Origin of the sequence: Streptomyces sp. NPDC007157 (assembly GCF_040634235.1) — a bacterium.
GTDB lineage: Bacteria > Actinomycetota > Actinomycetes > Streptomycetales > Streptomycetaceae > Streptomyces.
This window is the reverse complement of the sequence record NZ_JBEYFE010000023.1, coordinates 17,637-41,065: the sequence shown is the minus strand read 5'-3', so window position 1 is coordinate 41,065 and position 23,429 is coordinate 17,637. Positions and strand designations below refer to the sequence as shown.

Sequence of the window (23,429 nt, the reverse complement as noted above, 5' to 3'; positions counted from 1 at the left end):
CAGGGCAGGCCAGGGCAGGCCAGGGCAGGCCAGGGCAGGCCAGGGCAGGCCAGGGCAGGCCAGGGGGTGCGCGTGCGCTGGGCCCGCTTCGCTAGCCTCACCGGCATGCCGAAGATACTGCGAGCCCTGGTGACGGGCTTTTGGGCACTTGATCGCTACATGGGAGGCAATTGACCGCCAACCCGTTTCCAGCGCTTTGTTGGGCGCCACCCCCTGGCCCCGGCTGTCGCAATCGGTTTGTTCTTCCTTGCACTGCTTGCTACGCCCCCTGGCACACAGACCGTGGACGTTGAGGTTGGGGTCGCTGTCGGGGTTCTCCTCGGCCTGACGTACTACTTGACGGCGATTTACGAGCGGGCTCGTCAGCGACGCCTGATTCGTCAAGGCATCTGGGAGCCCACTCCGCCGTCTGCGACCCCTCCCGAGCTGTAGCCGGACAAGCTGCCAAGGCTATGCACGTCAGTGCCTTAAACGCTCACTGGTCGTGAGGCACGTGCTGACGGCGAGTCATCCGTGTCATGTAGTTCCGTGCTGCATGCGCCGAGTCCCCCCGTCGACGGGCGCACGCTTTGAGTGTCCTTCGACACGATCACGCTTTGCGATGCGGTCGATCGTAGGCTGAAGCCTCGCATCGCCGGGATCGATGCCAGCCCCCATGCGATCACGTCGAGGCCGGCTGCTACCTGACGGGCGACCCCTGGCGTGCCCGACCACACCATGGCGACGGTTGCGGCACCCCGGCAGTGGGCGATGGCGTCGGCACTGGGGTGGCGTCGGCAGATTCGTTGGTGGCCGTGGCCGTGGCCGTTGCCGGGAGGGCGAGCTGCCTTGACGCTGGTGTCGGACGACGGTCAGGTCGCGGTCGACAGAGGCGCTCCTGGCTCCGGTTGAGTGGCGGCGGTGGGAGTCGTGCGCACCGTCAGGGTTGGGCAGCATCCGCCAGGGGGAGCCTGTGTCCTGCGGACCGCTGACTGACGCGGAACCCCTGTGGTGTAGCGGCCGTTGTTCGAGAGCCGGAGAGACTTCAGGGATGGAGTTGATGCACGGTGGAACGACGCATGCCGGTGGCGACGCACTGGGGCAGTTTCGTAGCCGTGGTCGATTCCGGTCAGCTGGTGCGCATTGAGCCCCGGGGTGATGACCCCGCGCCGTCGCCGATCGGCCCGGGCATGGTGACGGCTGCTGAGGACCGTGCGCGTGTGCTGCGTCCCGCGGTGCGCAAAGGGTGGCTCGATGGCTTGCCGCGCACCGATGAAACGGCCAGAGGCGCGGACGCCTTCGTGGAGGTCAGCTGGGACGACGCGCTTACGCTGGTGAGCGAGGAACTGCGCCGAGTGCGCGCACAGCACGGGGACAGCGCGGTGTTCGGCGGCTCGTACGGCTGGGCCAGTGCGGGCGGGTTCCACAATACGCAGGGTCAGCTCCAGCGGTTCCTGGCGTTGGGCGGGGGCTACACCGACTCGCGCAACACGTACAGCACCGCCGCTCTTGAGGTCATCCTTCCGCATGTGATCGGCGGGGCTCCGTGGAGCTACCAGTCCCGGATGCCGATGTGGGACGAGATCGCCGAGAGCTGTGAGCTCGTGGTGGCGTTCGGGGGGCTGGCTCTGAAGAACAGCCAGATCAACCCTGGCGGGCTGGCCCGGCACCAGACGCGGGACCTGCAGCGGAAGTGCCGTGAGGCCGGGGTGCGGTTCGTGAACGTCAGCCCGATCCGCAGTGACACCGCCGACTTCCTCGACGCCGAGTGGCTGCCGGTCATCCCCAACACCGACACCGCCTTGATGCTCGGCATCGCGCACACGATGCTGGTCAACGACTGGTACGACGAGGACTTCCTCACCCGCTGCTGCGAGGGGTTCGACCGCTTCGCCTCCTACCTGACCGGCGACGTGGACGGCGTCGTCAAGGACGCCGACTGGGCCGCGAGGATCACGGGCATCAGCCGCGACACGATCCCGGATCTCGCCCGCCGCCTGTTCACACAGCGTTCCCTCATCATGGTCAACTACGCCATTCAGCGGGCGGACCACGGTGAGCAGCCGATCTGGATGTCGGTCGTGCTGGCGGCCATGGCGGGTTCGCTGGGCCGGCCCGGCTGCGGCTGGGGCGCGGGCTACGCAACGATGGACGCGACCGGCGTTGCCCCGGGCCGCCCGTCCGTGGCGTCGATGCCGCGGGTGGCGAACCCTGTTGCGGACTTCATTCCGGTCGCCCGGATCGCCGACACCCTGCTGGAACCGGGCGCGACCATCGACTACGACGGTCAGCGCCTGACCCTGCCGGACCTGCGCCTGATCTACTGGTGCGGAGGAAACCCCTTCCACCACCACCAGGACCTCCACCGCCTCACCCGAGCCTGGCAGCGCCCGGACACAGTGGTGGTCCATGAGGCCTGGTGGAATACCACGGCGAAGTTCGCCGACATCGTGCTTCCCGTCGCGACCAGCCTGGAGCGTGACGACTTCGCCGCGGGGTTCTCCGACCCTCACCTCGTCGCGATGCCGAAGGTCCGCGAGCCGGCCGGCGAGGCACGCACCGACCACCAGATCTTCGCCGCCTTGGCTGCCCGGCTCGGCTATGAGCGCGAGTTCACCCAGGCGCGTTCCGAGATCGAATGGGTCCGGCACCTCTACGCCCAGACACGGGCGAACCTCGGCGACGACGCGGCCCTGCCAGACTTCGACGACTTCTGGCAACGCGCCTCCGGTGTCGAACTGCCGGCACTCAGCGGGCCGTTTCCCGGCAGCTTCGAAGCACTGCGCTCCGATCCGCAGCGCTTCCCCCTGACGACGCCGTCGGGGCGGATCGAGATCTTCTCCGAGGAGATCGACTCGTTCGGCTACGACGACTGCACCGGACATCCGACGTGGTTCGAACCCGTGGAGTGGCTTCGCGCCGACCTGGCGGACCGATTCCCGCTGCACCTGATCTCGAATCAGCCAGCCTCACGCCTGCACAGCCAGTACGACAACGGTGGCCACAGCCTCAAGTCAAAGATCCACGGCCGTGAGCCCGTAACGATCAACCCGCAAGATGCGGCATCACGCGGTATCGAGAACGGCGTGATCGTGCGCGTCTTCAACGACCGAGGCAGCTGCCTGGCGGGCGCGATCCTGTCGGACGCCGTTATGCCCGGCGTCATCCAGCTGTCCACCGGAGCGTGGTGGGACCCGGCCCAGCCGGGCCGGAGCGGAACCTTGGACCGCCACGGCAACCCGAACACCCTCACCGGGGACCGCGGGTGCTCGCGTCTGTCCCAGGGACCCAGTGCGCACAGTGCTCTCGTCGACGTCGAGATCTACGACGGGCCGGTCGAGGAGGTACTCGCCTTCACACCACCACACCTCGAACACTGAAACGAAGCCAACTCGACGACGGGCGAGTTTGCCGTGTTCACCCTCGTCGGGCGCCCGGTCGGCAGGTCCGAGCGGCGCCCTGCCTCCACTCGGACGTTTGCGTCGCCGTAACCGCGTGAATACGGTGCGCAGTCATGACTGCACTTCAAGATCTCAAGTACGGCCAGTGGTTCAGGGGCGCCGATGTCGACGGCGACGGGTTCATTACCCAGCACGACGTCCGCAAGATGAGCGAGCGCTACATCAGCGCCCGCGAGACCACCCCTGATGCCGAGACCGTCCGCCGGCTCACCGAGGGGATGGACCAGTTCTGGTCGAACGTCATCGCCCCGATGGATCAGGACGGTGACGGGAAGGTCGATGTGCGGGAGATGACCCAAGGCTTCAAGAGGGTCCTGACCGACCGCGCGCTCTACCCGCAGCAGATTGCGCCGGTCACCAACTGCTTCTTCGACCTCGTCGACCTCAACGGAGACGGCAAGATCGACCAGGCCGAGTTCCAGCAGATGTTCGACTCGGTAGCCGCCGTCCCCGGCGAGGACTGCGCCGCCGTTTTCGCCGCTCTGGACCTCGATGGTTCCGGCGGACTGGACCGTGACGAGTTCCACCAGGCACTCGAAGAGTTCTTCTACGGCAACGACCCCGACGCTCCCGCCAACCACATCTTCGGCAAGGTCACCGCCTGACAGTCCCCGGATACGCCCCCGGACCCCGCGCTTATGCCAGGGCCTGCCCCCTGGCTAGGGCCTGTCTGACGGGTCGGTGACGGACAGGGGCGAGCACTCGTTCCAGGGCATGTGGGGCGGGGCGATCTCAGTGACGCGGAGTGGGCCAGGTTGAAGCTGCACTTGCCGAGGAACGTGGGGCGGGGCGGGCGTTGGAAGTGTCACCGCAGAGTGATCAACGGGATTCTGTTCCGGCTGCGGACCGGTATCCCGTGGCGCGATCTGCCCGCCCGGTTTGGTAAGTGGCAGACGGTATACGACCGGCATCGCCGCTGGTCGGCGGATGGCACGTGGGAGAAGATCCTGCGGGCCGTCCAGGCCGATGCGGATGCGCAAGGGCGAATCGACTGGTCGATGGCGAGCGTAGATTCGACGGTCTGTCGCGCCCACCAGCACGCTGCGGGCGCCCGCCGCCGGCCCCCGAAGGTGGCGGGCAAGCGAGCCCGGCCTGCCCGCCACCGGGACGACGAGGGGCTCGGCCGTTCCCGCGGCGGACTCACCACGAAGATCCACCTGGTTGGGGAGGGGGGCCTGCGGCCCTTGGCCCTGTTGGTCACCCCAGGGCAGTGGGGCGACGCACCCCAGATGATTCCGGTCCTGGACAGCGTCCGCGTCCCCCGCCCAGGCGGCGGGCACCCGCGCACCCGCCCGGACCACCTCAGCGGTGACCGCGCCTACAGCTCTCGGGGCAATCGCCGCTACCTGCGGCGCCGTCAGATCAAGCACACCATCCCCGAGCCGAGGAACCAGCAGGCCAACCGACTGCGGCGTGGCAGCCGAGGCGGCCGGCCCACCAGCTTCGACGAGGCCCGCTATGCCCGCAGGAACGAAGTGGAACGCCTGATCGGGAAGTTGAAGATCAACCGGGCGGTTGCCACACGGTTCGACAAGCGGGCTTATGTCTTTCACGGCACCGTGACCGTTGCCGCCATTCGCGTACGGCTTCGTGCATGACCGTCAGGCAGAGGCAGTGCCCGAGAGGCCGGCGAGAGTTTGGTCGAGGAGCTTGCCGAGTTCGCTGAGTAGAGTGTCGAGGCTTGCTGAAGGGGGGCTGGGGGCGGCGGCTTGGGCTGGGGCGGCGAGGCCGAAGGTAAGCACGGCCAGCACGGCCGTGGTGGTGAGGGGACGGAGGATGCGCTTCAAGGCAGGTCCTTTCTCTCCATTCACGGCCAGCGACGGCATGCGCAGCGACCGCAAGGTCTCTTGACCAGAGGGCGCCCAGGGAGCATCTCAGGTCTGCCTGTAGGCTTTCCTGCCCACCATGCAGGTAACGCTATGTCACCCAGACGTGTCACCCGGGCACCTCCACACGCACGAGCAGAAGTGCACCGTCTTCTACTTCCCGAACCGCCTCGGCAGACCACGCCGCGGAAGACCGGTCCGCTGCCGGAAGAGGATGCAGTTGCTCACCCTGCGATGGATCTTCCAACGACCGCCTCGTCCCACGTTCTTCGGCAAGTGCTCGGCTCAAGCCGAGCCCACTCCCGAACCAACAGATCACCCCGCCCCACACCAGCCGGAACGATGCGACTGCCGACCTGGTCATACGACCCATCGGACAGTGCCTAGCGCGATGTCGACTGGCCGAGGTCGGTGGCGTTCATGAAGTCGAGCATCTTCCGGTTGGTCAGCTGCGCGTGGTCGATCTGCGGGCCGTGGCCGGTTCGGGAGATGATCTCGGCCCGTGCGCCGGGGATCAGCCGGGGTACGCGTTCGACCTGCCGGTCGGGGTGCACCAGGAGGCTGCGCCTGCCGAGCACCAGGTACAACGGCGTGCGGACGGCCCCCAGTTCGGCGTCGGTGAGGGGTTGCGGCACGGGCCGGCGGATGCGGTAGGCGCGGACGCCGGTGCGGATCATGGTGCGCAGTTCCGGGACGACGAGGACGGGTTGTTCCAGCCAGGACGCGAGCCGTGGCCGCAGCGCTTTGGGGGCGAAGGTGGCGAACAGACTGGCGAAGATCCACACGAAGAAGCGCAGGCCCACCTTCTCCAGGCCCCCGGGGTCGAGCAGCGTGACCGAGGCGAGGCGTTCCGGCGCGCGGTGCGCCTGGTTCAGGACGAGCCAGCCGCCGTACGACGAGCCGAGGAGGTGCACACGGTCGAGCCCGAGGCCGGCGAGTGTTTCGTCCAGCCACTGCACGGCGCGCTCGGGCTCGTGGATCGGCGCGTGGTGCACGCTGCGGCCCGGGTCGCCCGGGGTGTCGATGGCGTAGACGGGCCGTTCGGCGCTGAGGGCGGGAGTGTTCGGGTACCACATGGCGGAGCAGGAGCCGGCTCCGTGGACGAGGACGAGGGGGGTGCGCTCGCGGGCGGCCGGGTCCTCGGGGTCGTAGCGGTAGACGTGCGTGGTCCCGAAGGAGGTCTCCACGTCCTCCTCCCAGGACGCGGGCGCGCCCAGCGCGTAGACCGCGTCGCAGGCCGCGAAGTAGCGCGCACGCCAGGCGTCGCTGACGAAGCGGCCGACATCGGGCTGGGAACGGGCTGTTGTGGGCTCGGGCACGGCCACCTCCTGGGCAGTCGATCTTTGTGATACGAACGTACCATAAACGTGGTACGGCTGTATCATCAAAAATCGGAGACACGATCCGAGGAGCGGAGAGTCGAACCATGCCCAAGCGCGTGGATCACGCAGAGCGGCGCACCGAGATCGCGCAGGGCCTCGTCCGGGCCGCCGGACGACAAGGGCTGCACGCTGTGGGTATGCGGGACGTGGCGGCCGAAGCGGGCGTCTCACTGCGGCTGGTGCAGTACTACTTCGAGTCCAAGGAGAAGCTGCTCCTCTTCGGACTGCGGCATCTGGCCGACAGGTTCGGGGAACGGGTGACCGCCCAGGTCCACGCCGCCGGTGACAACCCCGGGCCACGGGCAGTGATCGAGGCACTGCTGGCGGCGGCCCTACCGGTCGACGAGGAGAGTCGCCTGTTCCATCACCTCTACACCTCGTACGCCGTGCTGTCGGTCACCGACGAGGCCCTCGCGGCCCAGCCCTTCATCAAGGATCCCGACACCGCCGAGATCACCCTCGCCGGGCTGCTGCAGCAGGCGGCGGACGCCGGACTGCTCCGGGCCGGCACGGACACCCGTGCCGAAGCAGTCGGCTTGCTGGCCATGTCCGCGGGGCTCGGCACCAGCGTCCTGGTGGGCCAGCGCGACGCCGAGTCCGCCACGGCCGTCCTCCACTACCACCTGGACCGGATCTTCCGGCCCTGAAGCACGGACGCCGCCGCCCCGGGCCAGGACGCCCGCGAGGATTTCTCGCCTTGCCGGCCGTGCCACCCTGAGCCTCTGCTACGCCACGAGACGTTGGCGGACGATGCCTGTGAAGTGGCCTCCGCATCATGTGAGTTGTGAGGCGTTCGGGGGGCCGTGCTTTGCAGACCGTGGTCTCACGGAAGCGCGGGCACTGCCCTTCAACTTGGCAGTCACGCGACCCGTCGGACAGGCCCTAGCGGCCGCGTGGCGGCGTGGGTCGCGTGGCACCTCAGAGCGTCGGGTGTGGTGGGGTTGGCAGCGTGCGCACTGTGGCGGCGCTGACCCCGGTTCGAGAGCGGCGTCCTGGTCGAGCGGTCCGAGGGGCCCGCGTGAAGGACATGCTTGCTGCACTCGATGCTCTGACCGACCGCGATCCGGACCGGCGGGACGTCGGCGCCGACTCGCACGGGGATCTCCTACGCGGCACCGCACTCGACGCCGATACGTCCCGCCTCGTCGTCGGGCGTCTGGTCAGTCCGACCGTCAACGAACTCGTCACCCGGGTCCGGGGGTCCGCTCTGAACGCGGTCAGTGAGGCGTTCAACCACCACCGCCGAGATCACCGCGCCAAACCCAGAAGACACCATCCACAGCTCTTGACGATCACTCGTGCCCGCGCACGCGAAACTCCACTGGCCAGACAGGCATCGCTATTCGATCGGGAAGCGGTGGACCATCGACTCCCGGGCTTGGAAGCCAAGGCGTTCATAGAGTCGGTTCGCTGCGGTGCGATCCGGTCGGGAGGTGAGATCCAGTGTCCGGGCGCCCGCCTCCCGAGCGATGCGGAAGGCTTCCCGGGTCAAGAGTGCTGCGGCTCCCTGACCTCTCGCCGCCGTGTCGACAACCACGTCTTCGACACGGCTCCTCAGCCCGGACGGCAAGGGCGACAGCACCAGAGTGAGGGTTGCGACGATTGTCTCGGACGCCCGGGCGACAAGCACAGTGTTGGCATCACACGACACCATTCGGTCGAGGGCCTCGTAGTCGATGGGCTTGGCCGTCGAAGACAGCTGCGGCAGCAGCCGGCCGAAGGCATCGACGAGTTCCTCAGTAGCTTCCCGGATGATCTCTACAAGGACGTCCAGGTCGGGAGCCTGTCCACCTGCGAGCGGGCGAACTCACGGTCTCTCGAGTGGGATTGTTCAGCGCGCCGGCGGGCAGGAGGATCACGAGCGTCGAACCTCGGGCTACGGCGACCTGCACGTGTTCACCCTCGCCACGGAGTGAGTCCGTCCGGTTCCGTCACCTCGGCACGATGCGGCGGCACCATCATCTGTGTCCGCACTCATATCGACACCGACAAGGGGGAATCGCCCGATGGCTGATGAGGCTTACCTTTTCCTGCTCCCTGACCGTCACCCGAGCCTCGGCGCCGCGATGGCGGCCGTCGCGCCGCTGGAATGCGACCAGACTCCGGCCGTGCGGGGCTGGATCTCCGCCCACGATGTGGCCGCCTCCTCCGAGCAGTTGAGGATCCTTCCCGCCGGATCGGAGATCCTTATTCCCGAGGAGGCCGAGCGGCTGCCGATCCCGCTGACCGCGGAGGAGGAGGTCCGGGTCCAGCAGGAGTGCGCACCCCAGGCGGTCACCGACATGGAGCGCGAACTGCTGGAATACCGGGACACCACCGAGGGCTGGGAGGCCCTGGTGCACCGGGCGCTGACCGCGGGCATCCCGGCCCCGCGCATCGCCCGGCTGACCGGACTCGACCCTCGGGAGATCGGCCGCATGGCCGGCGTGTGACGCCGGGCCGCCCTCAGCGGGAGACGGAGTCCGGTTCAGGGCTCGGGTCGGTGAGTTCCGGCTCCAGCCCCTCACCGACCGACGCGGGCCGGCGGCCCGCGTCGACCCGCCACGCCTCGAAGGCACGGCCGGTCAGCACGACGACAGCGAGCCCGAGCAACCATCCACCGAGCACGTCACTGAACCAGTGCACGCCGAGCGCGACCCGGGTGAAGCCGACCCCGAGCACCGACAGGACCGCCACCACCCAGCACGCGAGACGAGCCCGGCGCGGCACCACGGGCAACAGGACCAGCAAAAAGACCGCGAACGAGGTGGTGGCGGTCATCGCGTGCCCGGACGGGAACGAATACCCCGGCGCGTGCGCCACGGGATCCTCCAGCGCCGGCCGCGCCCGCTCGACCAGCGTCTTGACGCCGAGCCCGATCAGACCGCCGGCCACCGCGGTCACCGCAGCCCAGGCGGCCAGCCGCCGGGCACCGCGCCACAGCAGCCAGCCGGTCAGCAGCGCCACGCCCACGCGCAGGGTGAGGGGGTCCCAGACGTCGTCGGAAAGCACGCGCAGCGTGCGCGTCCAGGCCGGGTGGTCCAGCGCGATCCGGTGCAGACCGTTCGCCGCGTCGCGGTCGAGGTCGCGCAGCGGCCGCCACCGGCCCTCCACGAGGACCAGCACCAGGGCGAACGGCACCGCGGCGGCCGCGGCGACGGCGACCGCCGCCAGCAGCCGGACACCGAACCGACGGTCGGCGCCGCTTCGGCGGCCGGGAGAACTTGGCGTCTCGGGTTGCGCCGGCATCAGACCCCCGGGTCGGGTTGGATCGGTTCGGGCCTGCGCCCCCGCACCGCCTCCAGTTGCGCGGCGAAGGAGAGCCCGAGGAACAGGGCGATCGAGGTCAGGTAGGCCCACAGCAGCAGGGACATGAAGGCGCTGAGGGGGCCGTAGACCGTGTCGAAGGAGCCGCTCAGATCGAGGTAGAGGGTGAGCAGCCAGGTCAGGGTCATCCAGAGCACCAGGTAAAGTGCCGCGCCGAACGCCAGCCAGGTGTAGCCCGGTTGCCTGCGGCGCGGTGAGCGCCGGAAGATGGCGCTGGCGGAGATCAGGGCGAGCAGCAGCCCGAACGGCCAGCGCACCACGTTCCACGTCGTCTGCGCGGTCGAGCCGAATCCGTAGACCGAGCCGGCGGCCGCGGCCAGGTCGTCGCCGGCGACCATGATGACGAAGCCCAGGCCGAGCGGGAACCCGGCGCACAGCGCCATGACCAGCCCGCGCGCGTATTTGAGGCGGAAGGGCCGGTCGCGTTCGTTGCCGTAGATGCGGTTGGCGCCGCGCTCGATCTGGCACATCGCCGTGGTGACGTTGACGATCGAGAAGATCGCGCCGAACCAGAGGGCGAGCTGGCCGTCGTCGCCCGCCCTGCGCCTGCTGCGGTCGAGCGCGTCATCGACCACCTCCGCACTGGGCCCCTCGGCGATCCGGTGGATCGTCATCTCGGCCATCCTGCCGATGTCCTCGGTGTGCAGGCTGGTGGAGAGGCCGACGAAGGCCAATGCCAGCGGGATCACCGCCAGCACCGTCTGGAGGGCGAGCGCCCGCGAGTGGCTGAACCCGTCGGCGTAGCGGAAGCGGAGGAACGCGTCGCGCAGCAGCGGCCAGCCGCCGTAGCGGCGCAGCGTCACCCACGCCTCGTCGGCGGAGAGCTCGTCCCCGTTCATGTCCCGGGTTTCCGGGACCTTGGTGGAGCTGCCCATGTCAGCCCTCCAGGTCCGGGACCAGCACGGTCAGCGCGCCCGGAACGACCTCGACGGACAGCCGGCGGCCGGAGCCGACCGCATCCCCGTCGATCTCGCGGGGCTGCGGGGTCTCGAAGGTGAACTCGGCCCGTCGGAAGGTATGGAACTCCGGCTGCCCGCTACCCTTCCTGCCGGCGTCCTTCCGTCCGTCCCGCCTGCGGTGCGGCAGCAGCGCGCCCACGGTGCGCAGCCAGCCGCCGGGGCCGCGCGGGTCGAGCATCAGCAGGTCCAGCAACCCGTCGTCCGGGCGCGCGTCGGGTATCAGGCGCAGGCCGCCCTGGAGGGCGCCGGTGTTGCCGACGAGCACCATGCGGGCCGTGCCGCGCAGGGGCTCGGCTCCGTCCAGCCGGACGCTCAGCCGCATCCGGGGGCCGCGCATCGCCTTCGGGGCGGCCAGGACGTACGTGGGCCAGCCCAGCACGGCCTTGGCTCGTTCGTGCTCCTGCGCGTACTGCATCATCGCGGCGTCCAGACCGACGCCGGACATGACCGCGAAGTGGGTGGCGGGGATGCCGTCGCCTTCAATGCGGGCGAGGTCGATCGCGCGGGTCGTGCCGCCGAGGGCGGCGTCGAGTGCCTCGGCCGGAGCGAGCGGGAGGCCGAGGTTGCGGGCGAGGAGATTGCCGGTGCCGCACGGCACGACGGCGAGCGGGACACCATTGCCCGCCAGACGGTCGGCGGCCGCGCGCACGGTGCCGTCGCCGCCGCAGACCACGACCAGCTCCGCCCCGTCGCCGAGGGCCTGGGCGGTCTGGCCGCCGCCGGGGTCGGCGGCCGTCGTCTCCAGCAACACCGGTTCCGGGTGACCGTGCCGGGAGAGGACCTCGCGCAGCTCGTCGCGCGTGCCCTCGTCGATCGTGGTGGGGTTGACGACCACGGCGACCCGGGACGGCCGGCGTCCCGTGCGGGCGGTTCGGGCGGCGACGGGCCGGGCGACGGGCGCCGACACGCGGGCGTCGCGCAGCAGGGCCTGACCGACCACCAGCAGGGACAGCCCGCCGTTGATCAGGCCGCCCAACACGTCGGTCGGGTGGTGCATGCCCCGGTACAGGCGGGACACCCCCACCATGAGCGGCAGCAGGAGCAGCGCCGCGGCCACCACGCGCCGCCACGGCCCCCGTAGGCGGGTCAGCGCGAGGACGGCGAGACCGCCGTAGAGGGCGGTGGCCGCACCGGTGTGGCCGGAGGTGTAGCTGGAGGTCGGCAGGGAGCCGTCGAGCCGGTGCACCTCGGGTCGCTGCCGTTCCACCGCGATGGTCACGACCAGGAAGACCAGCGCCTGCAGCGCGACCGCGAGCGCCAGGAACGACGCCTGGCGCCACAGCGGGAGACGGGGTGCCAGGATCAGCGCCAGGCACGCCGCCAGCGTCACGACGATGACGGTGAGCGTGTCGCCCATCTGGGACCCGATCGAGGAGAGCGTGGTCAGAGTGGACGTACGCAGCCGCTCCAGGCCCCGGTTGACGCCGTCCTCCGCCGTGATCGGCCAGATATGCCGGGCGGGGCCGGTGATCAGCAGGCCGAGCCCGATCATCAGGGCGGCCTGGCAAGCGACCGCCGCACCGATGGACGCGGCGCCCCGCACCAATCCGCGAGGCATCCGGCGGCCCCGCCCGGTGGCGGTCGCCCCGGCGGTGGCAGGGCGGGGACTGTCCTCGGGCAGGCCCGCTGATCTCTCCGGTACGGCGGTCGGCATCGCTTCTCCCTGGGTCGGCGGTCGGCAGGTGGGGCCGCACCACACGGGTCGCCCACCGCACTGATGCCCCCGGAGGCGCGGAGCAGGCGGTACGAAAGAAGAGGCGGTCCGCGCGGGACCGCCCCTTCGCCGTTCGCGGAGGACATCAGGCCAGGAGCTCCACCTCCGCCAGGGTCGACGAACCGTCCAGCACCAGGCGGTACTTGCCGTACGTCCCGCGCTTAGAACTCCTAACGAAATGAGTCGGCGCGGATAGAAGTCGGTGGCCGGCTGAGCGGGCCGTGAGCCAAGATCGCCTCATCTTCGTAGCAGGCGACGAGGTGACAGTCGGGCGGTCGGATCTGGCCCTGTTGTGTGATCCGGCGCCTGTACGACGACCGGGGCTATGACTTCGACAAGTATCGCCGCCTGCTGTGGAAACGCGGCATCAAACCCCTGATCGCCCGATGCGGCCTCGCCCACGGCTTCAACTGGGCAAAGTACGCTAGGTGGTGGAGCGCGCCTTCGCCTGGCTGCACCAGTTCAAGCGGCTCCGCACCCGCTGCGAACGACGCGCCGATCTCCACCAGGGCCTGCTCGAACTGGCCCGCGGCCTCATATGCCTCCGCCGCCTACGAACCCATCCTGAAGCGATCAGTCGGCTACGCAGAACCACCCAGGCCGCACCTCGTTCAGAAGCGGTTCAGACGACCGCACGGCGGACTCCAGGTCCTGATCCGTGACGTCAAGAGGCTCCGGCAGGCTCAGCCCATACTCGCGCAGCCGCCAGAGGTCGAAGACTTCGCTCCCGTCGGCTGTGAAGTCCACATCGACGTTTGTGCCGTTGTCGCTCACGAAGCGGCACCCTGCCCCATGAACCTTGTAGGAGTAGGTGCCGATGTGATCACTCCGGCTGATCCGGCGTGAACGGGCCAGGCTGACGACGTCTGCCAGTCGCTCGAGCGAGGGGATCGCCACCCTCATGGCCTCATCAATCGCGTTCAGAGCGCGGACGTAGCCGAGCACGAGGTCTCGCGCAACCCCAACCTGTTCCATACGGCGTCATCCCCCTGGCTTTGTTTGTGAGTTACGAGAGCGCCTGTCGCTCAGCGTGGAGAGCGCGCTCTTTCACGGGAGAGTGATGTCGCCGAGTTTTGAGAGCGACTCGACCGGCGCGGCGCCGAACTCCTCTTCCAGGTCCTGACCGAACGCGAGGAGAAGAACAGCGTGGCTATCGCCTCCAACGAGTCCTTCTCCGACTGGACCAAGACCTTCACCGATCCCCGCCTCTGCGCGGCCATCGTCGACCGCCTCACCTTCGGCGGCAACATCATCGAGACCGGCACCGACTCCTACCGCCTCGCCGCCACCCGGGCCCAAGCGGAACGAGCAGCCGTCTGAGTGCAGTGAGCCTGCTCTACCGAACTGGCCCGCACTCATCGACGATCACGGTCGGCTCTGACAGGAAGATATCCCGGTCGACGGGGCCATAAGCGATGTTGAACGTGTCCAGCCAGTACGACCAACCGCGGATCCCCAGGGCGCTGGTGAACCGGTAGTTCAACTGCCAGCGGACCCACTGACCGGGAAGCAGTCGAACTGCCGGCGGCCTGCGCGGCCGAGGGGGCAACCCGAAGAGCGGCTCCACACGAGTGAGCACTCGGAGCCGATCACCTTCGTCCCGCAGGCTGACACCGACCTCGCGGAAGTCTTTCTGGCTCGGACGTGGCTCGAAGCCGTCACGCTCGGACATCTGGACGAAGTGGGCAAATCCGGACGACACCTGGGGCAACGAGAATCCGACCGGCGCCGCGTTTCTGCGGGCAGCGGCCTCCCCGCCCCGAGACTGCTTCGTCCAGGACGTCTTGATCCACTGCACCGTGATGTCCACCGCACCTGCCCTTCGCCGAGAGCCTACGGTCAACATCTGCTTGACGTCATCCAGGTTCCGGCGCAACTGCCTGCTGCCAGTTCTCAGCAACATTCCACAGGGGTGGAGACCCAGACCGCTCTCCGGAACCGCCTACAAGCGCTCTCCGGTCTCACCTACGCAGCCATCCCCCTGAGCCCGTAGGTGAAGGGATTCTTCCATGGGGCCGCCAGCGTCTCCGCAGGACGGCAGTGTGAAACGATCAGTCCACGGGAACGAAGCCACCGTGTACGCGCAGCGGTAGGCCAGGAATGATCAGCTTGCCTTCCACTTGGCGGAAGAGCCAGCCCGGGACACTCTCCTCCCACTCGGCCCACTGGCGGAACCAGACCCCGATGCGCCATGTGCCCGCGGCTCCAGCCACCAAAAAGCAGGCATCGCCCTCCGCCGTGCTTGCCCACTGGACCATGCCGCCGTCCTCGGGAAACACGGGACGGGGGATCGCGTCGGGGACGAGCTCTTGGTAGAGCGGAGCCATGCGTTCAATGGTCGCAAACATGTTGAGCGTGGCGGACTGCGGATGCAGCACGTCGAGGAACCCGCCGACGACGCCCGGACCGAACCCCGCCACGAACTCCTTATAGTCCATCGGCAGCGGCCCCGTTGCGGCTTCCAGCTCCTCCCAAGCATCCACCCCGGAGTAGCCGCGAGGCGCACCGAAGCAAGCCTCAAGATCACTCGTCGGCAGCATGATCAGTCCCTCTCCGCCGGCTTCTCACAAGCCGCACGCTACGGCAGCTCCTCGTGCGGGTAGCGCGCGGTGCTGAGGCTGCCTCCCAGTCACAACGGTCCCAGGAAACGGATCGGCTTCGCTCAACGACAACAGCCACCGCCCCGGCGAACCTAACGGGGTGCCCCGCGATTGAGGTCTGGGCGCGCTGTCTGGGGGTTTGGCTGGTGGGTTATTCAGCGGGCTGTCGGGCGGATGAGGTCAAGTTCGGTGCTCGGCTTGTGCTGGGTGGCGCGCCGAGCGGCCCGGTCGGAGACCAGGGCGGCGATGGCCAGGTGGGTCTCGTCGTAGGTCTCGCGGCGTCCGGTGTACCGCTGCAGTGGGTGCCACTGGCGGAGTTCGGCGTTGGCGTGCTCGACACAGATCCGACGAGAAGATTGCCGGCGTCGCAACTCGCACCATCCGTACCGTTGAGTAAGGGGCGCGTTGTCGATGTCCTTCGGCTTCCTTGGGGGGTGCGCTGACCTGGTCGGGAAACTCGTTGGCCAGACCGCGGTACCCATCGTCGACCTCGGCCTTCACCGTCGGGTGCATCCGGAACCGCTCGGCGATGCCCTCGGTGCGGACCGCCGTCTGGTCGTGCATCCGGCCGGGCCGTACGGCGCCGGACCACAGTGTGCGCCCCTGGTGGTCGCTGATCGTGGTGGTCTTGATTGTGTTCTGCTTGCGCTTGCCGGAGACGAACGCCCGCCGTCCCGGAGAGTGGGCCTTCGGGCGGCGGACCTGGGTCTCGGTCCCGTCGATGCGCAACGTGATGTTCTCGGCCGTGGCGTAGGCGAACACGTCGTCCAGCGTGCGCAGCCGGATGCCTGGCCGGTCGGGCACGGCGAACCCACGCGCCGCCAGCAGCGGACGGATCTCGCCGATCGCCCGCCCGATGGTGGAGGAGCCCACCTCGTAGATCACACCGAGCGCCTCACGAGTCAGCCCAGTCCGCAGGTGAACAAGCGTCACCAGGACTCGGTCGGTGAAGACCAGCTCGTACTTCGGCCCGGCGCCGGCCTTCCGCCTCCGGGCCCCATTCCGCCGCTGCTGCCGTCCTGACTCGCACCGTGCGTCCCAGCGCGGTGCGAGCTCAGCGATCAACTCGCCGAGATGTTGGGCCGAAAGCCCACAGAACGCACGGTGGGACATGGCGGCACGAGCCTTCCTGATCTGCACACCCCAAGAATCGACACGGGCGTCGTCAGACACGGCAGAGTCCAGTTGATCGCTCCTGTCTACCCTCACCCGTATGACGATCGACTGGATAGCGGAAACCCAACGCCTGGCCCATGGGAGACGCTTTGACGAGTTCAGCAGTCCGTCCTCGGGACAGGACTCCTCCCCGGCGCCGCTGTCCGAAGCACAGGTCTGCGAGGCGGAGGCGGAACTGGGCATTGTCTTTCCCGTCGAGTACCGGGAGTACTTGCTTCGACAGAGCGCTGGCGGCGCGATGAACCGCCTACGCCGAACCGCGGCAGGCTGGGGCTGGCAGGGGGACTCAAGCACCAACTACGACCTGCTCACCATTGCCTTCCCACATCCTGACTCCTACCGCGCTTACGAAGACGAGCTGGACGCACGCGAGCCGCTGGCAGAGAGCTTCCCGGACCACGACGCCTACGAGCAGGCATGGAGGCAGTGGGACGCGGAGTACGAGGTGTTCCAGGAGCGCAAGACGTCCGGCGCCGTGTTCATCCGGGACAACGGCTGTGGCTTCTCGACCCTGCTCGTCGTCGCTGGTCCGCACCGAGGAACGATGTGGTTCGACGGCCGCGCGACCTGTGACCAGATCCTTCCGCTCAACCTGGACGGTCGGCCCGTGTCGTTCACGGACTGGCTCGGGCGGAGTTCCATGGATCTGCTCGACTGGTGAACGCGCCGAGCCGAAACCCGGCCAGATCAGGAGCGGTCAGATCAATCGCGGGTCAGGTCGTAAGCGGTCAGGGCAATAGCGATGTCGGAAGACGCCGGCGGAACTTCTCCCGGGACAGCGCAGCATCATCGGACTCCGCGCCCGGAGCAGGGTGCGTTGCGGACGCTGCATGCTGCTGTGAGCTGCTGGACATGCCTCCATCCAGCGCCGTCGGAGAACCGCGGCGGGACACAGGCGGCGATACACGGGATACGTGATCTTCCGTTCCGCGGGCATCCGACCTCCACATCAAGGAGGTTGTCCATGACTGCCACGCCGGCCGAGACACAAGCGCCGACGCCGCACGGCGCGCAGCCCGTAAGCGAGGAAGACGCCCACGAGCGGGTCAACCGACGCTGGGCGGAGATCCTGCAGGAGACGCGCGTGGCCCAGACCGGCGTGCAGATCCTCTTCGGCTTTTTGCTCAGTGTCGCGTTCACTCCCCGCTTCGGTGATCTGGGCGCCTTCGACACGTCCGTCTACGTGCTGACGGTGATTCTCGGGGCGGCCGCGACCGGCGCTCTCATCGCACCGGTCTCCCTGCACCGGCTGCTGACCGGCGAGCGGATGAAGGACGATCTGGTGGCCGTCGCCGGGCGTCTGATGGTGACCGGGCTCGTTCTTCTCGCACTCACCATCAGCGGTACGGTGCTGCTGATCCTCCACGTTGTTCTGCCCGATCAGCTTGCCGAGGTCCTCGCCGGCGGGGTTCTCCTCTGGTTCGCCCTGTGCTGGTACGCACTGCCCCTGTGGCTCAAAAAGCGCGCCGAGCGCCGGCACGGGACGTCTGACTGACGCGTGCCGCGTTCCGTCCCAGGACCCGGCACGCGTCAGTCCGAGGATGCTCGCCGTGCGGTCGGGCATCCCCGTCCCGCCGGCCGGGATGCCTCGCGGACCACGGCGGGGAGAGCGCCCCAGCCGCCCGGTGCCACGATCTTCCCGGCCGGGTGTGTCCGCGTATGTACCTGGAGTCCCTGGGGCATGGGTGCCGACCCGACGGTTCGATCAGTGGAGCAGGTACAGGGCAACCCCGCCGAGCAGCAGTACGAGGCACACAGCCAGATTCGTACGCCAGTAGGTGACGCACAGCGCGACGAACTCGCGGATGGCCGCACTCGGCCAGAAGTAGGCGGCGGTGCGTGATCCCACGACGTTGCCCCTGACGCCCTCCCGGCGCGCGGTCACCGCGGCGCGGAAGACGTGGTAGTTGCTCGTGACGATCACACACCGGTACCCCGGGCGTGCCTCCTCCATGATCTTTCTGCTGAACCGCAGGTTCTGCTCGGTGCTCGTCGAGCGGTCCTCGCAGGTGACGGACTGGGAGGGGAAGCCACGGTCGACGAGGTAGGCGGCCATGGCATGGGACTCGGGGAGTTCCTCGTCCGCTCCCTGGCCTCCGGAGGCGAGAAGCACCGGATGACCGCCGCGCGCGGTGATTCTCTCGTGCACGGCGCGCCCCCGCTCCAGCCGGTGCGCCAGCAGCGGCGGCACCGTGGAACCGCCCGTGAGTCCTGACCCGAGTACCACCACGAAGTCCGCTTTGCGGTTGAGCGGCAGACGCCCGTAGACGAGGGCGTATCCGAGGAAGCAGAGGAACAGAAACCCGGCGTATCCGGCGACGGCGGCCGCTGCAGCGGCTGTGGATGTCAGGACAGGATCGCGCACGGCCACCGCCGCGGCCACGAGCGCGAGCAGCGCCATCAGGCCGGCACCCGAGAGCAGCGACAGCAGATTGCCCAGGCCGAAGCCCTCCCTGCGGACCATGCCGACGCCGTTGACGAGCAGGAAGCAGGCCAGGGTGACAATGCCCAGCGCCACCACGGCGGCCAGCACGACGGAGATGTTCCTGGCGAGTTCGGGTCGTCGTTCAGCGAGGACCAGCAGCGAGCCGGCCAGAGCGAACACGACGGACAGCCCGAGCAGGACGGCGTTGCCGACCTTTCGCCGCTCGCGCACCACTTTTATGCAGAACAGAAGAAACACCGCGGCTGCCGGGACGTAGATCAGCATGCGGCACATCGTATGCAGGACCCCGCACGGCAATGTTCGCGAGGCGCGGAACCGGCGACGCCCAGCGGGTCGGGGACGCCCGTCCCGGACCCGGGCGCCATCCCCGCGTCACCGCGCGGTTCACCTTCACGGTCCAGACGGCGGAAGGGCAGTCGAGGGGTGCCGCGGCGGTCGCCGCAGACGCGTCCCTCACCATGCCGGCTGACGCTGCGACGTGGCGTCGCGGCTTGCTGTGCGGTGCCGTCGCACAGGCTTCGGCCCAGGTTCGACACGACTTCGGTGCCCTTCCCGCTGGAACGGGGCCGGAGGGGTGGGTAGCGGGGACAGGATTTGACCCTGCGGCCTCTGGGGTCTGCACCAAAAGCCGTTGACCTGTGAGGAGTGATCTGTGGGATTCACCCGGGATGAATGGTCCGAGCACTATGCCGGCGGACGCGACTTCCGGCGGCTGGGGGAGGGGGAGAAGGCCTTGCTCGCCGAGCACGTGTCGGCCTCTGACAGGGGGAGGGCGTTGGAGGTCTGTTGCGGCACTGGTGAGTTGGCCGTGTATCTGGGCTCGCTCGGCTACGTCGTCGATGCCGCCGATTTCGCCGAGGGCGCGCTGGAGCGGGCCCGGCGGGAGCACGCGGAGACCAAGGGGGTGAGCTGGCTGTGTCTGGACGTCGAGCACGATGACCTGGCTGGTCTCGCCGGTGACGGATACGACCTCATCACCATCCGGCTGGCCATCGCCTTCATTCATGATCGCGCCCGCGTCCTGCGCGGCCTGGCCTCACGACTGCGCGGAAGCGGGACCCTCGTCGTCATCACCCCGACCGCCGACCACACGCCCCAGGAGCGTCGCCACATCGCCTTGGACGAGGACGAACTCGCCGCGCTCGCTGACGGATTCACCGAGGTCGAGCGATTCGACGCGGATGGCCTGGCGGTGCTGTGTCTTGGCCGTGGGGGAGGATCGTTCAGCATCGAGGAGAAGGGGCGTCCCGATCCGCAGGCCGTGTTCGGTGCCGGGGTCGTGGCCACCGACTCCTTCGGCAGAGTCCTGCTGGGTCGCTCGAGCCAGGGGATGTGGGAACTGCCCGGCGGCCGGATCGAGACCGGCGAGAGTGCACCGGCCGCCGGCGTACGGGAGCTGGCGGAGGAGACCGGGCTGACAGCACGCGCGGAAGACGCCTACGTCGTCACCATCCTCCACGACGACCGGCTCGACGTGCGCCGTATCACCGCCGTCGTCCGCATCACCGCCTGGAGCGGCGAACTCGGGCTGCCCGAGCCGCACCGCTTCGTCCGCTGGGAGTGGCATGATCTGCACGCCCTGCCCACCCTTGGGAAGTTCTTCGCGCCCTCGGCGCAGGCACTGGCGGCGGTGTGGCCGGGAGTGCTGCCCGGCCTGCCGCCTGTCCACTGCTACCCGGTCGCCGACACCGCCCGGCCCGTGTCATGAGGATCCTGGTCATCGACTTCCGGCCGCTGCGGCAGTTCACCCTCGCCAACTCGGACTGTCCCAACCTCACTGTGCAGACCCGCGCCTTGCACGCCTACCTGCGCTGGCGCAACGCCAACGCACGTCACCGCGATGTCCTGGCCACCGAACGCAAGGAACGCGCGGCACACGGAGCGAGAAAGGCATCCGCTGGGGCGGACGCCCGCTCACACCAGGAGCCTGACCTAACCCGACCGCACCGTGACGCGGCAGGCACGGCAAGCCGTCTCTCAGCCTTTCCGAAGTTCGACTGGGCCAGCTGTCCGGGCGGCTGAATCCTTGCGTGCTGAGAGCAGGAACAGGACCGCAGCGGCGGCGGCGAACCCGAAGCCGATGCTGCTGCAGACCATGACCGTCTCGAATGAGGCGTCGGCGATCCGGGGGATGCCGTTGAAGAGCATGAGGGCGTAGATGCACAGAATGCCGTAGGCGCGAAGCCGTATCCCGGCCTTTCGCTTGCGCATCCACGGCGGTGTCCACCCCGCCAGTATCGCCGCCGGCACCGGCAGCATGAGTGCCGTGGACACTGCCAGTGCTACCCAGTGGTACAGCGGATTGCCGTTCACCCCGCCCCCTTCGTAGGCGATCACCAGCCTACGGAGGGGTGGAGAGGCCCGTCCATGCACCACCCGCGCGGGCACGTTCCGCGCCGACGCCCGGATCAAGAAGCTGCCGCGGAGGGCCTGGCAGAAACTCTTGGCCGGCGCTGGAGCCAAGGGGCACCGCTTCTACGATTGGGCCCTGGTCGACCTCGCTGACGACCGGCCCGGCCACCACCAGTTGCTCGTCCGCCGCAGCCGACGCACCGGTGAACTCGCCTTCTGCCGTTGCTACTCAGCCGCCGCGGTGCTGCTGTCCACCCTGGTGCGCGTCCCCGGACGCAGATGGACCGTCGAGGAGACCTTCCAGTCCGGCAAGGGCCTGGGCGGACTGGACGAACACCAGGTCAGACGTTGGACGTCCTGGCACCGCTGGGTCACCCTCGCGATGCTCGCCCGCGCCTTCCCCACCACCGTCGTCCGCGCCGACGAACACGCCCGCCACCCGAAGCCGGACGGACTGATACCCCTCACCTGCAACGAGGTCCAGCGCCTGTTCATCGCGCTCGTCGTCCGGCCCGTCCACTGCACGGCCCACCGGCTCGACTGGTCCCACTGGCGACGCCGCCACCAGGCTCGATCCCAGGCCAGCCACTGTCAGCGACGAGCCGCCCAGACATGAAGATCGCGATCTACAGCTGGAGTACTAGGAGGGGTCTGCTGCGGGTTTGGATGACTGGTTGACCTGCTCGCAGTCGCCACGCTGATCGTGAACTGGCCGGGCAGCGGACCACTGCCCGATGCCCTCCACCAGGCCCTGGAACGAGCGCTGGCCGACGTCCGCTCCCCCTGACCGACGTACGCTCCCACCCCGCATATCCCTGGTCCGGCATTCCAAGCAGCACACAAGGGCTCCAGGACACCGGCGTGCCGGTCCGCAACTGGCCAGCCGGCCACCGGAGGGCGACGTACGCTCCGCGTGCGGAGGACGTCTGGAACGTTGTGCGCCATGGCGTCCTCCGCGCCGCTTCACCCGACTGTGGCCCGTCCCGTTCTCCTTGGGTTCTAGTGGTCGCTGCAACACCCCAGCCCATGGGACGCAGTGGACTTCAAGATCCGGGAGAACCGAGGTTTCGAGGGCCGCAGGCCCCTGCGCATCGAACATGCCAGGCGGGGAGGTGGAGGCGGCCAGTCCGCATCGTCAAGACCTGTGGATGGGGCGGGGATGCCGCCTCGCGTTGTGCCTCGCCCGCCCCGAAGCGAAGGTTCGTCACTCCGCTCACGGGACCGCTCAGGAGAAGTCCGCCGAGGTGATGCCGTCAGGGTGTCCGGGCGGCCACTCCACCAACTCGATCCGGTAGCCATCCGGGTCGGTGAGCCACGACGTCTTCGGGCCGCGAGGGCCGCCCGGGTGCTGGACAGGTCCCGGCTCCAGGCCGGCGTCGGTCAGCCGCTCCAGGGTGGCGGCCAGGGTGTCCACCTGGATCGCGAGGTGGTCGAAACCGCTGCCCACGTCTACGCGTCCGTCGATGGGACGGTGGACCAGTTCGAGCGAGGCCGCTGGTTCGCCGGGGAACTTGAGGATCGCGAGGTGACTCCCGTCGTCGCCGTCGACGCTGCCCAGCTCGATGTAGCCCAAGGCGGTGTAGAAGGCGAGCGAGCGGTCCAGGTCGGTGACGCGGTAGCCGACGAAGAGCGTCTTCATGCGGCCTCATCGGGGCGGCGTACCCGGTAGCGGAGGTGCGTGACGTCTCGGTCCTCGAGCCGCCGCACGAGGTCGAGTTCGATGTGATCACCACCGAGGTGGTCGAAGAGCCGTCGGCCGTTCCCGAGGAGGACCGGCACCAGGTGGATCTCCATCTCGTCGATGTGCCCGGCTCGGAGGAGCGCTTGGGCCGCGCACGCGCCATGGACCATGACCGGCCGGTCCCCGGCGGCCGCGCGAGCCTGACGGGCGGAGTCCTCGACGTCGGTGACGAATCGCGCGTGGCCGGGTGGCACGTCCCCGTCATCCACGTGGTGGGTGAGGACGAAGATCGGCACACCGTCGTGATGGTCGCCCTGCCAACGCCCGGCGAGTTCGAAGGTCCGACGGCCGGAGATCACCGCGCCGGTCGCCTGCGCCTCGCGATAGACCTGCCCGCTGGGACCGTCGGATTCCCGGTCGTCGAGCCAGTTGAAAAGGCGTCCACCGGCGCGTCCGAGCTCCTGGCCCGGTCGATCGTCCGGACCGGCGACATAGCCGTCGAGCGACATCGACATGTACAGGCGAATCGGATTGCTCATTCCGGCCT

21 protein-coding genes and 5 pseudogenes are annotated in these 23,429 nt (G+C 68.7%); 12 read left to right on the top strand and 14 right to left on the bottom strand.

What is annotated here, in order from left to right; all coding sequences use genetic code 11:
- The first annotated feature begins 1,058 nt into the window (after positions 1–1,058).
- From ABZ642_RS33670 to ABZ642_RS33660, 3 genes are all read left to right on the top strand, one after another.
- Positions 1,059–3,359: a molybdopterin-dependent oxidoreductase gene (locus ABZ642_RS33670; protein WP_360491233.1), complete on the top strand. Its 2,301-nt coding sequence runs from the start codon at positions 1,059–1,061 to the stop codon at positions 3,357–3,359.
- A 134-nt stretch (positions 3,360–3,493) separates the two neighbouring features.
- Complete coding sequence (locus ABZ642_RS33665) at positions 3,494–4,045, top strand: EF-hand domain-containing protein (RefSeq protein WP_360490945.1); 552 nt, start codon at positions 3,494–3,496, stop codon at positions 4,043–4,045.
- 111 nt (positions 4,046–4,156) lie between these two features.
- Positions 4,157–5,038: an IS5 family transposase gene (locus ABZ642_RS33660; protein ID WP_360490942.1), complete on the top strand. Its 882-nt coding sequence runs from the start codon at positions 4,157–4,159 to the stop codon at positions 5,036–5,038.
- A 384-nt stretch (positions 5,039–5,422) separates the two neighbouring features.
- On the opposite strand, the pseudogene ABZ642_RS33655 reads toward ABZ642_RS33660, so the two are convergent.
- A pseudogene (locus tag ABZ642_RS33655) lies at positions 5,423–5,595 on the bottom strand (transposase); the annotation flags it as partial.
- Between the two features lie 54 nt (positions 5,596–5,649).
- On the bottom strand, positions 5,650–6,585 hold the full coding sequence (locus ABZ642_RS33650) for an alpha/beta fold hydrolase (protein ID WP_360490939.1): 936 nt from the start codon (positions 6,583–6,585) through the stop codon (positions 5,650–5,652).
- A 107-nt stretch (positions 6,586–6,692) separates the two neighbouring features.
- On the opposite strand from ABZ642_RS33650, the gene ABZ642_RS33645 reads away from it, so the two are divergent.
- Positions 6,693–7,295, top strand: a complete 603-nt coding sequence (locus ABZ642_RS33645; protein WP_360490936.1) for a TetR/AcrR family transcriptional regulator — start codon at positions 6,693–6,695, stop codon at positions 7,293–7,295.
- A gap of 692 nt (positions 7,296–7,987) precedes the next feature.
- Here ABZ642_RS33645 and ABZ642_RS33640 read toward each other — a convergent pair.
- Positions 7,988–8,326, bottom strand: a complete 339-nt coding sequence (locus ABZ642_RS33640; protein ID WP_360491230.1) for a GNAT family N-acetyltransferase — start codon at positions 8,324–8,326, stop codon at positions 7,988–7,990.
- Positions 8,327–8,654: 328 nt separating this feature from the next.
- Between ABZ642_RS33640 and ABZ642_RS33635 the strand changes: the two genes are divergently transcribed.
- Positions 8,655–9,080 carry a DUF6003 family protein gene (locus tag ABZ642_RS33635; RefSeq protein WP_360490933.1) on the top strand — a complete coding sequence of 142 codons (426 nt, stop codon included), beginning with the start codon at positions 8,655–8,657 and terminating at the stop codon, positions 9,078–9,080.
- 13 nt (positions 9,081–9,093) lie between these two features.
- Here ABZ642_RS33635 and ABZ642_RS33630 read toward each other — a convergent pair whose 3' ends face one another.
- Genes ABZ642_RS33630 through ABZ642_RS33620 form a run of 3 tightly spaced genes read right to left on the bottom strand, consistent with a single transcriptional unit; the run spans position 9,094 to position 12,567 of the window.
- Positions 9,094–9,876 carry a phosphatase PAP2 family protein gene (locus ABZ642_RS33630; RefSeq protein WP_360490930.1) on the bottom strand — a complete coding sequence of 261 codons (783 nt, stop codon included), beginning with the start codon at positions 9,874–9,876 and terminating at the stop codon, positions 9,094–9,096.
- Positions 9,876–10,829, bottom strand: coding sequence for a YihY/virulence factor BrkB family protein (locus ABZ642_RS33625; protein ID WP_360490927.1), 954 nt, complete (start codon positions 10,827–10,829; stop codon positions 9,876–9,878). Before ABZ642_RS33625 ends, ABZ642_RS33630 begins: the two co-directional genes overlap by 1 nt.
- 1 nt (position 10,830) lies before the next feature.
- On the bottom strand, positions 10,831–12,567 hold the full coding sequence (locus ABZ642_RS33620) for a diacylglycerol kinase family protein (protein ID WP_360490924.1): 1,737 nt from the start codon (positions 12,565–12,567) through the stop codon (positions 10,831–10,833).
- A 360-nt stretch (positions 12,568–12,927) separates the two neighbouring features.
- On the opposite strand from ABZ642_RS33620, the pseudogene ABZ642_RS33615 reads away from it, so the two are divergent.
- Positions 12,928–13,187, top strand: a pseudogene (locus ABZ642_RS33615) (transposase); the annotation flags it as partial.
- A 13-nt stretch (positions 13,188–13,200) separates the two neighbouring features.
- Here ABZ642_RS33615 and ABZ642_RS33610 read toward each other — a convergent pair.
- Complete coding sequence (locus ABZ642_RS33610; RefSeq protein ID WP_360490921.1) at positions 13,201–13,602, bottom strand: hypothetical protein; 402 nt, start codon at positions 13,600–13,602, stop codon at positions 13,201–13,203.
- A gap of 108 nt (positions 13,603–13,710) precedes the next feature.
- Between ABZ642_RS33610 and ABZ642_RS33605 the strand changes: the two are divergent.
- Positions 13,711–13,947: pseudogene (locus ABZ642_RS33605) on the top strand (ATP-binding protein); the annotation flags it as partial.
- Positions 13,948–13,963: 16 nt separating this feature from the next.
- Here the strand turns inward: ABZ642_RS33605 and ABZ642_RS33600 are convergent.
- The 3 genes from ABZ642_RS33600 to ABZ642_RS33590 all read right to left on the bottom strand — a co-directional run bounded on the left by ABZ642_RS33600 (position 13,964) and on the right by ABZ642_RS33590 (position 16,340).
- Positions 13,964–14,437 (bottom strand): hypothetical protein, encoded by a 474-nt coding sequence (locus tag ABZ642_RS33600; protein WP_360490918.1) that lies wholly within the window; start codon positions 14,435–14,437, stop codon positions 13,964–13,966.
- 241 nt (positions 14,438–14,678) lie between these two features.
- On the bottom strand, positions 14,679–15,167 hold the full coding sequence (locus tag ABZ642_RS33595; protein WP_360490915.1) for a hypothetical protein: 489 nt from the start codon (positions 15,165–15,167) through the stop codon (positions 14,679–14,681).
- A gap of 240 nt (positions 15,168–15,407) precedes the next feature.
- Positions 15,408–16,340, bottom strand: coding sequence for a transposase family protein (locus ABZ642_RS33590; protein WP_360491227.1), 933 nt, complete (start codon positions 16,338–16,340; stop codon positions 15,408–15,410).
- 100 nt (positions 16,341–16,440) lie between these two features.
- Between ABZ642_RS33590 and ABZ642_RS33585 the strand changes: the two genes are divergently transcribed.
- Complete coding sequence (locus ABZ642_RS33585; protein WP_360490912.1) at positions 16,441–17,064, top strand: SMI1/KNR4 family protein; 624 nt, start codon at positions 16,441–16,443, stop codon at positions 17,062–17,064.
- Between the two features lie 303 nt (positions 17,065–17,367).
- Positions 17,368–17,898, top strand: coding sequence for a DUF6328 family protein (locus tag ABZ642_RS33580; RefSeq protein ID WP_360490909.1), 531 nt, complete (start codon positions 17,368–17,370; stop codon positions 17,896–17,898).
- 210 nt (positions 17,899–18,108) lie between these two features.
- Here ABZ642_RS33580 and ABZ642_RS33575 read toward each other — a convergent pair whose 3' ends face one another.
- Positions 18,109–19,113 (bottom strand): YdcF family protein, encoded by a 1,005-nt coding sequence (locus ABZ642_RS33575; RefSeq protein ID WP_360490906.1) that lies wholly within the window; start codon positions 19,111–19,113, stop codon positions 18,109–18,111.
- Between the two features lie 388 nt (positions 19,114–19,501).
- On the opposite strand from ABZ642_RS33575, the gene ABZ642_RS33570 reads away from it, so the two are divergent.
- Positions 19,502–20,557: an NUDIX domain-containing protein gene (locus ABZ642_RS33570; protein ID WP_360490903.1), complete on the top strand. Its 1,056-nt coding sequence runs from the start codon at positions 19,502–19,504 to the stop codon at positions 20,555–20,557.
- Positions 20,558–20,574: 17 nt separating this feature from the next.
- Positions 20,575–20,780 (top strand): annotated as a pseudogene (locus tag ABZ642_RS33565) (IS630 family transposase); the annotation flags it as partial.
- A 46-nt stretch (positions 20,781–20,826) separates the two neighbouring features.
- On the opposite strand, the gene ABZ642_RS33560 reads toward ABZ642_RS33565, so the two are convergent.
- Positions 20,827–21,186 (bottom strand): hypothetical protein, encoded by a 360-nt coding sequence (locus ABZ642_RS33560; RefSeq protein WP_360490900.1) that lies wholly within the window; start codon positions 21,184–21,186, stop codon positions 20,827–20,829.
- A gap of 34 nt (positions 21,187–21,220) precedes the next feature.
- Between ABZ642_RS33560 and ABZ642_RS33555 the strand changes: the two are divergent.
- Positions 21,221–21,817: pseudogene (locus ABZ642_RS33555) on the top strand (IS701 family transposase); the annotation flags it as partial.
- A 609-nt stretch (positions 21,818–22,426) separates the two neighbouring features.
- Here the strand turns inward: ABZ642_RS33555 and ABZ642_RS33550 are convergent.
- Both ABZ642_RS33550 and ABZ642_RS33545 read right to left on the bottom strand, forming a co-directional pair.
- Positions 22,427–22,840: a VOC family protein gene (locus ABZ642_RS33550; RefSeq protein WP_360490897.1), complete on the bottom strand. Its 414-nt coding sequence runs from the start codon at positions 22,838–22,840 to the stop codon at positions 22,427–22,429.
- Positions 22,837–23,421 carry a dihydrofolate reductase family protein gene (locus ABZ642_RS33545; RefSeq protein WP_360490894.1) on the bottom strand — a complete coding sequence of 195 codons (585 nt, stop codon included), beginning with the start codon at positions 23,419–23,421 and terminating at the stop codon, positions 22,837–22,839. Before ABZ642_RS33545 ends, ABZ642_RS33550 begins: the two co-directional genes overlap by 4 nt.
- Positions 23,422–23,429 lie beyond the last annotated feature (8 nt).

Coding starts and splice junctions, on each gene's coding strand:
- ABZ642_RS33665 (WP_360490945.1), top strand. CDS start 3,494: ATGACTGCACTTCAAGATCTCAAGTACGGCCAGTGGTTCAGGGGCGCC.
- ABZ642_RS33585 (WP_360490912.1), top strand. CDS start 16,441: ATGACGATCGACTGGATAGCGGAAACCCAACGCCTGGCCCATGGGAGA.
- ABZ642_RS33590 (WP_360491227.1), bottom strand. CDS start 16,340: ATGTCCCACCGTGCGTTCTGTGGGCTTTCGGCCCAACATCTCGGCGAG.
- ABZ642_RS33620 (WP_360490924.1), bottom strand. CDS start 12,567: ATGCCGACCGCCGTACCGGAGAGATCAGCGGGCCTGCCCGAGGACAGT.
- ABZ642_RS33575 (WP_360490906.1), bottom strand. CDS start 19,113: ATGCTGATCTACGTCCCGGCAGCCGCGGTGTTTCTTCTGTTCTGCATA.
- ABZ642_RS33635 (WP_360490933.1), top strand. CDS start 8,655: ATGGCTGATGAGGCTTACCTTTTCCTGCTCCCTGACCGTCACCCGAGC.
- ABZ642_RS33645 (WP_360490936.1), top strand. CDS start 6,693: ATGCCCAAGCGCGTGGATCACGCAGAGCGGCGCACCGAGATCGCGCAG.
- ABZ642_RS33630 (WP_360490930.1), bottom strand. CDS start 9,876: ATGCCGGCGCAACCCGAGACGCCAAGTTCTCCCGGCCGCCGAAGCGGC.
- ABZ642_RS33610 (WP_360490921.1), bottom strand. CDS start 13,602: ATGGAACAGGTTGGGGTTGCGCGAGACCTCGTGCTCGGCTACGTCCGC.
- ABZ642_RS33550 (WP_360490897.1), bottom strand. CDS start 22,840: ATGAAGACGCTCTTCGTCGGCTACCGCGTCACCGACCTGGACCGCTCG.
- ABZ642_RS33625 (WP_360490927.1), bottom strand. CDS start 10,829: ATGGGCAGCTCCACCAAGGTCCCGGAAACCCGGGACATGAACGGGGAC.
- ABZ642_RS33545 (WP_360490894.1), bottom strand. CDS start 23,421: ATGAGCAATCCGATTCGCCTGTACATGTCGATGTCGCTCGACGGCTAT.
- ABZ642_RS33670 (WP_360491233.1), top strand. CDS start 1,059: ATGCCGGTGGCGACGCACTGGGGCAGTTTCGTAGCCGTGGTCGATTCC.
- ABZ642_RS33580 (WP_360490909.1), top strand. CDS start 17,368: ATGACTGCCACGCCGGCCGAGACACAAGCGCCGACGCCGCACGGCGCG.
- ABZ642_RS33595 (WP_360490915.1), bottom strand. CDS start 15,167: ATGCTGCCGACGAGTGATCTTGAGGCTTGCTTCGGTGCGCCTCGCGGC.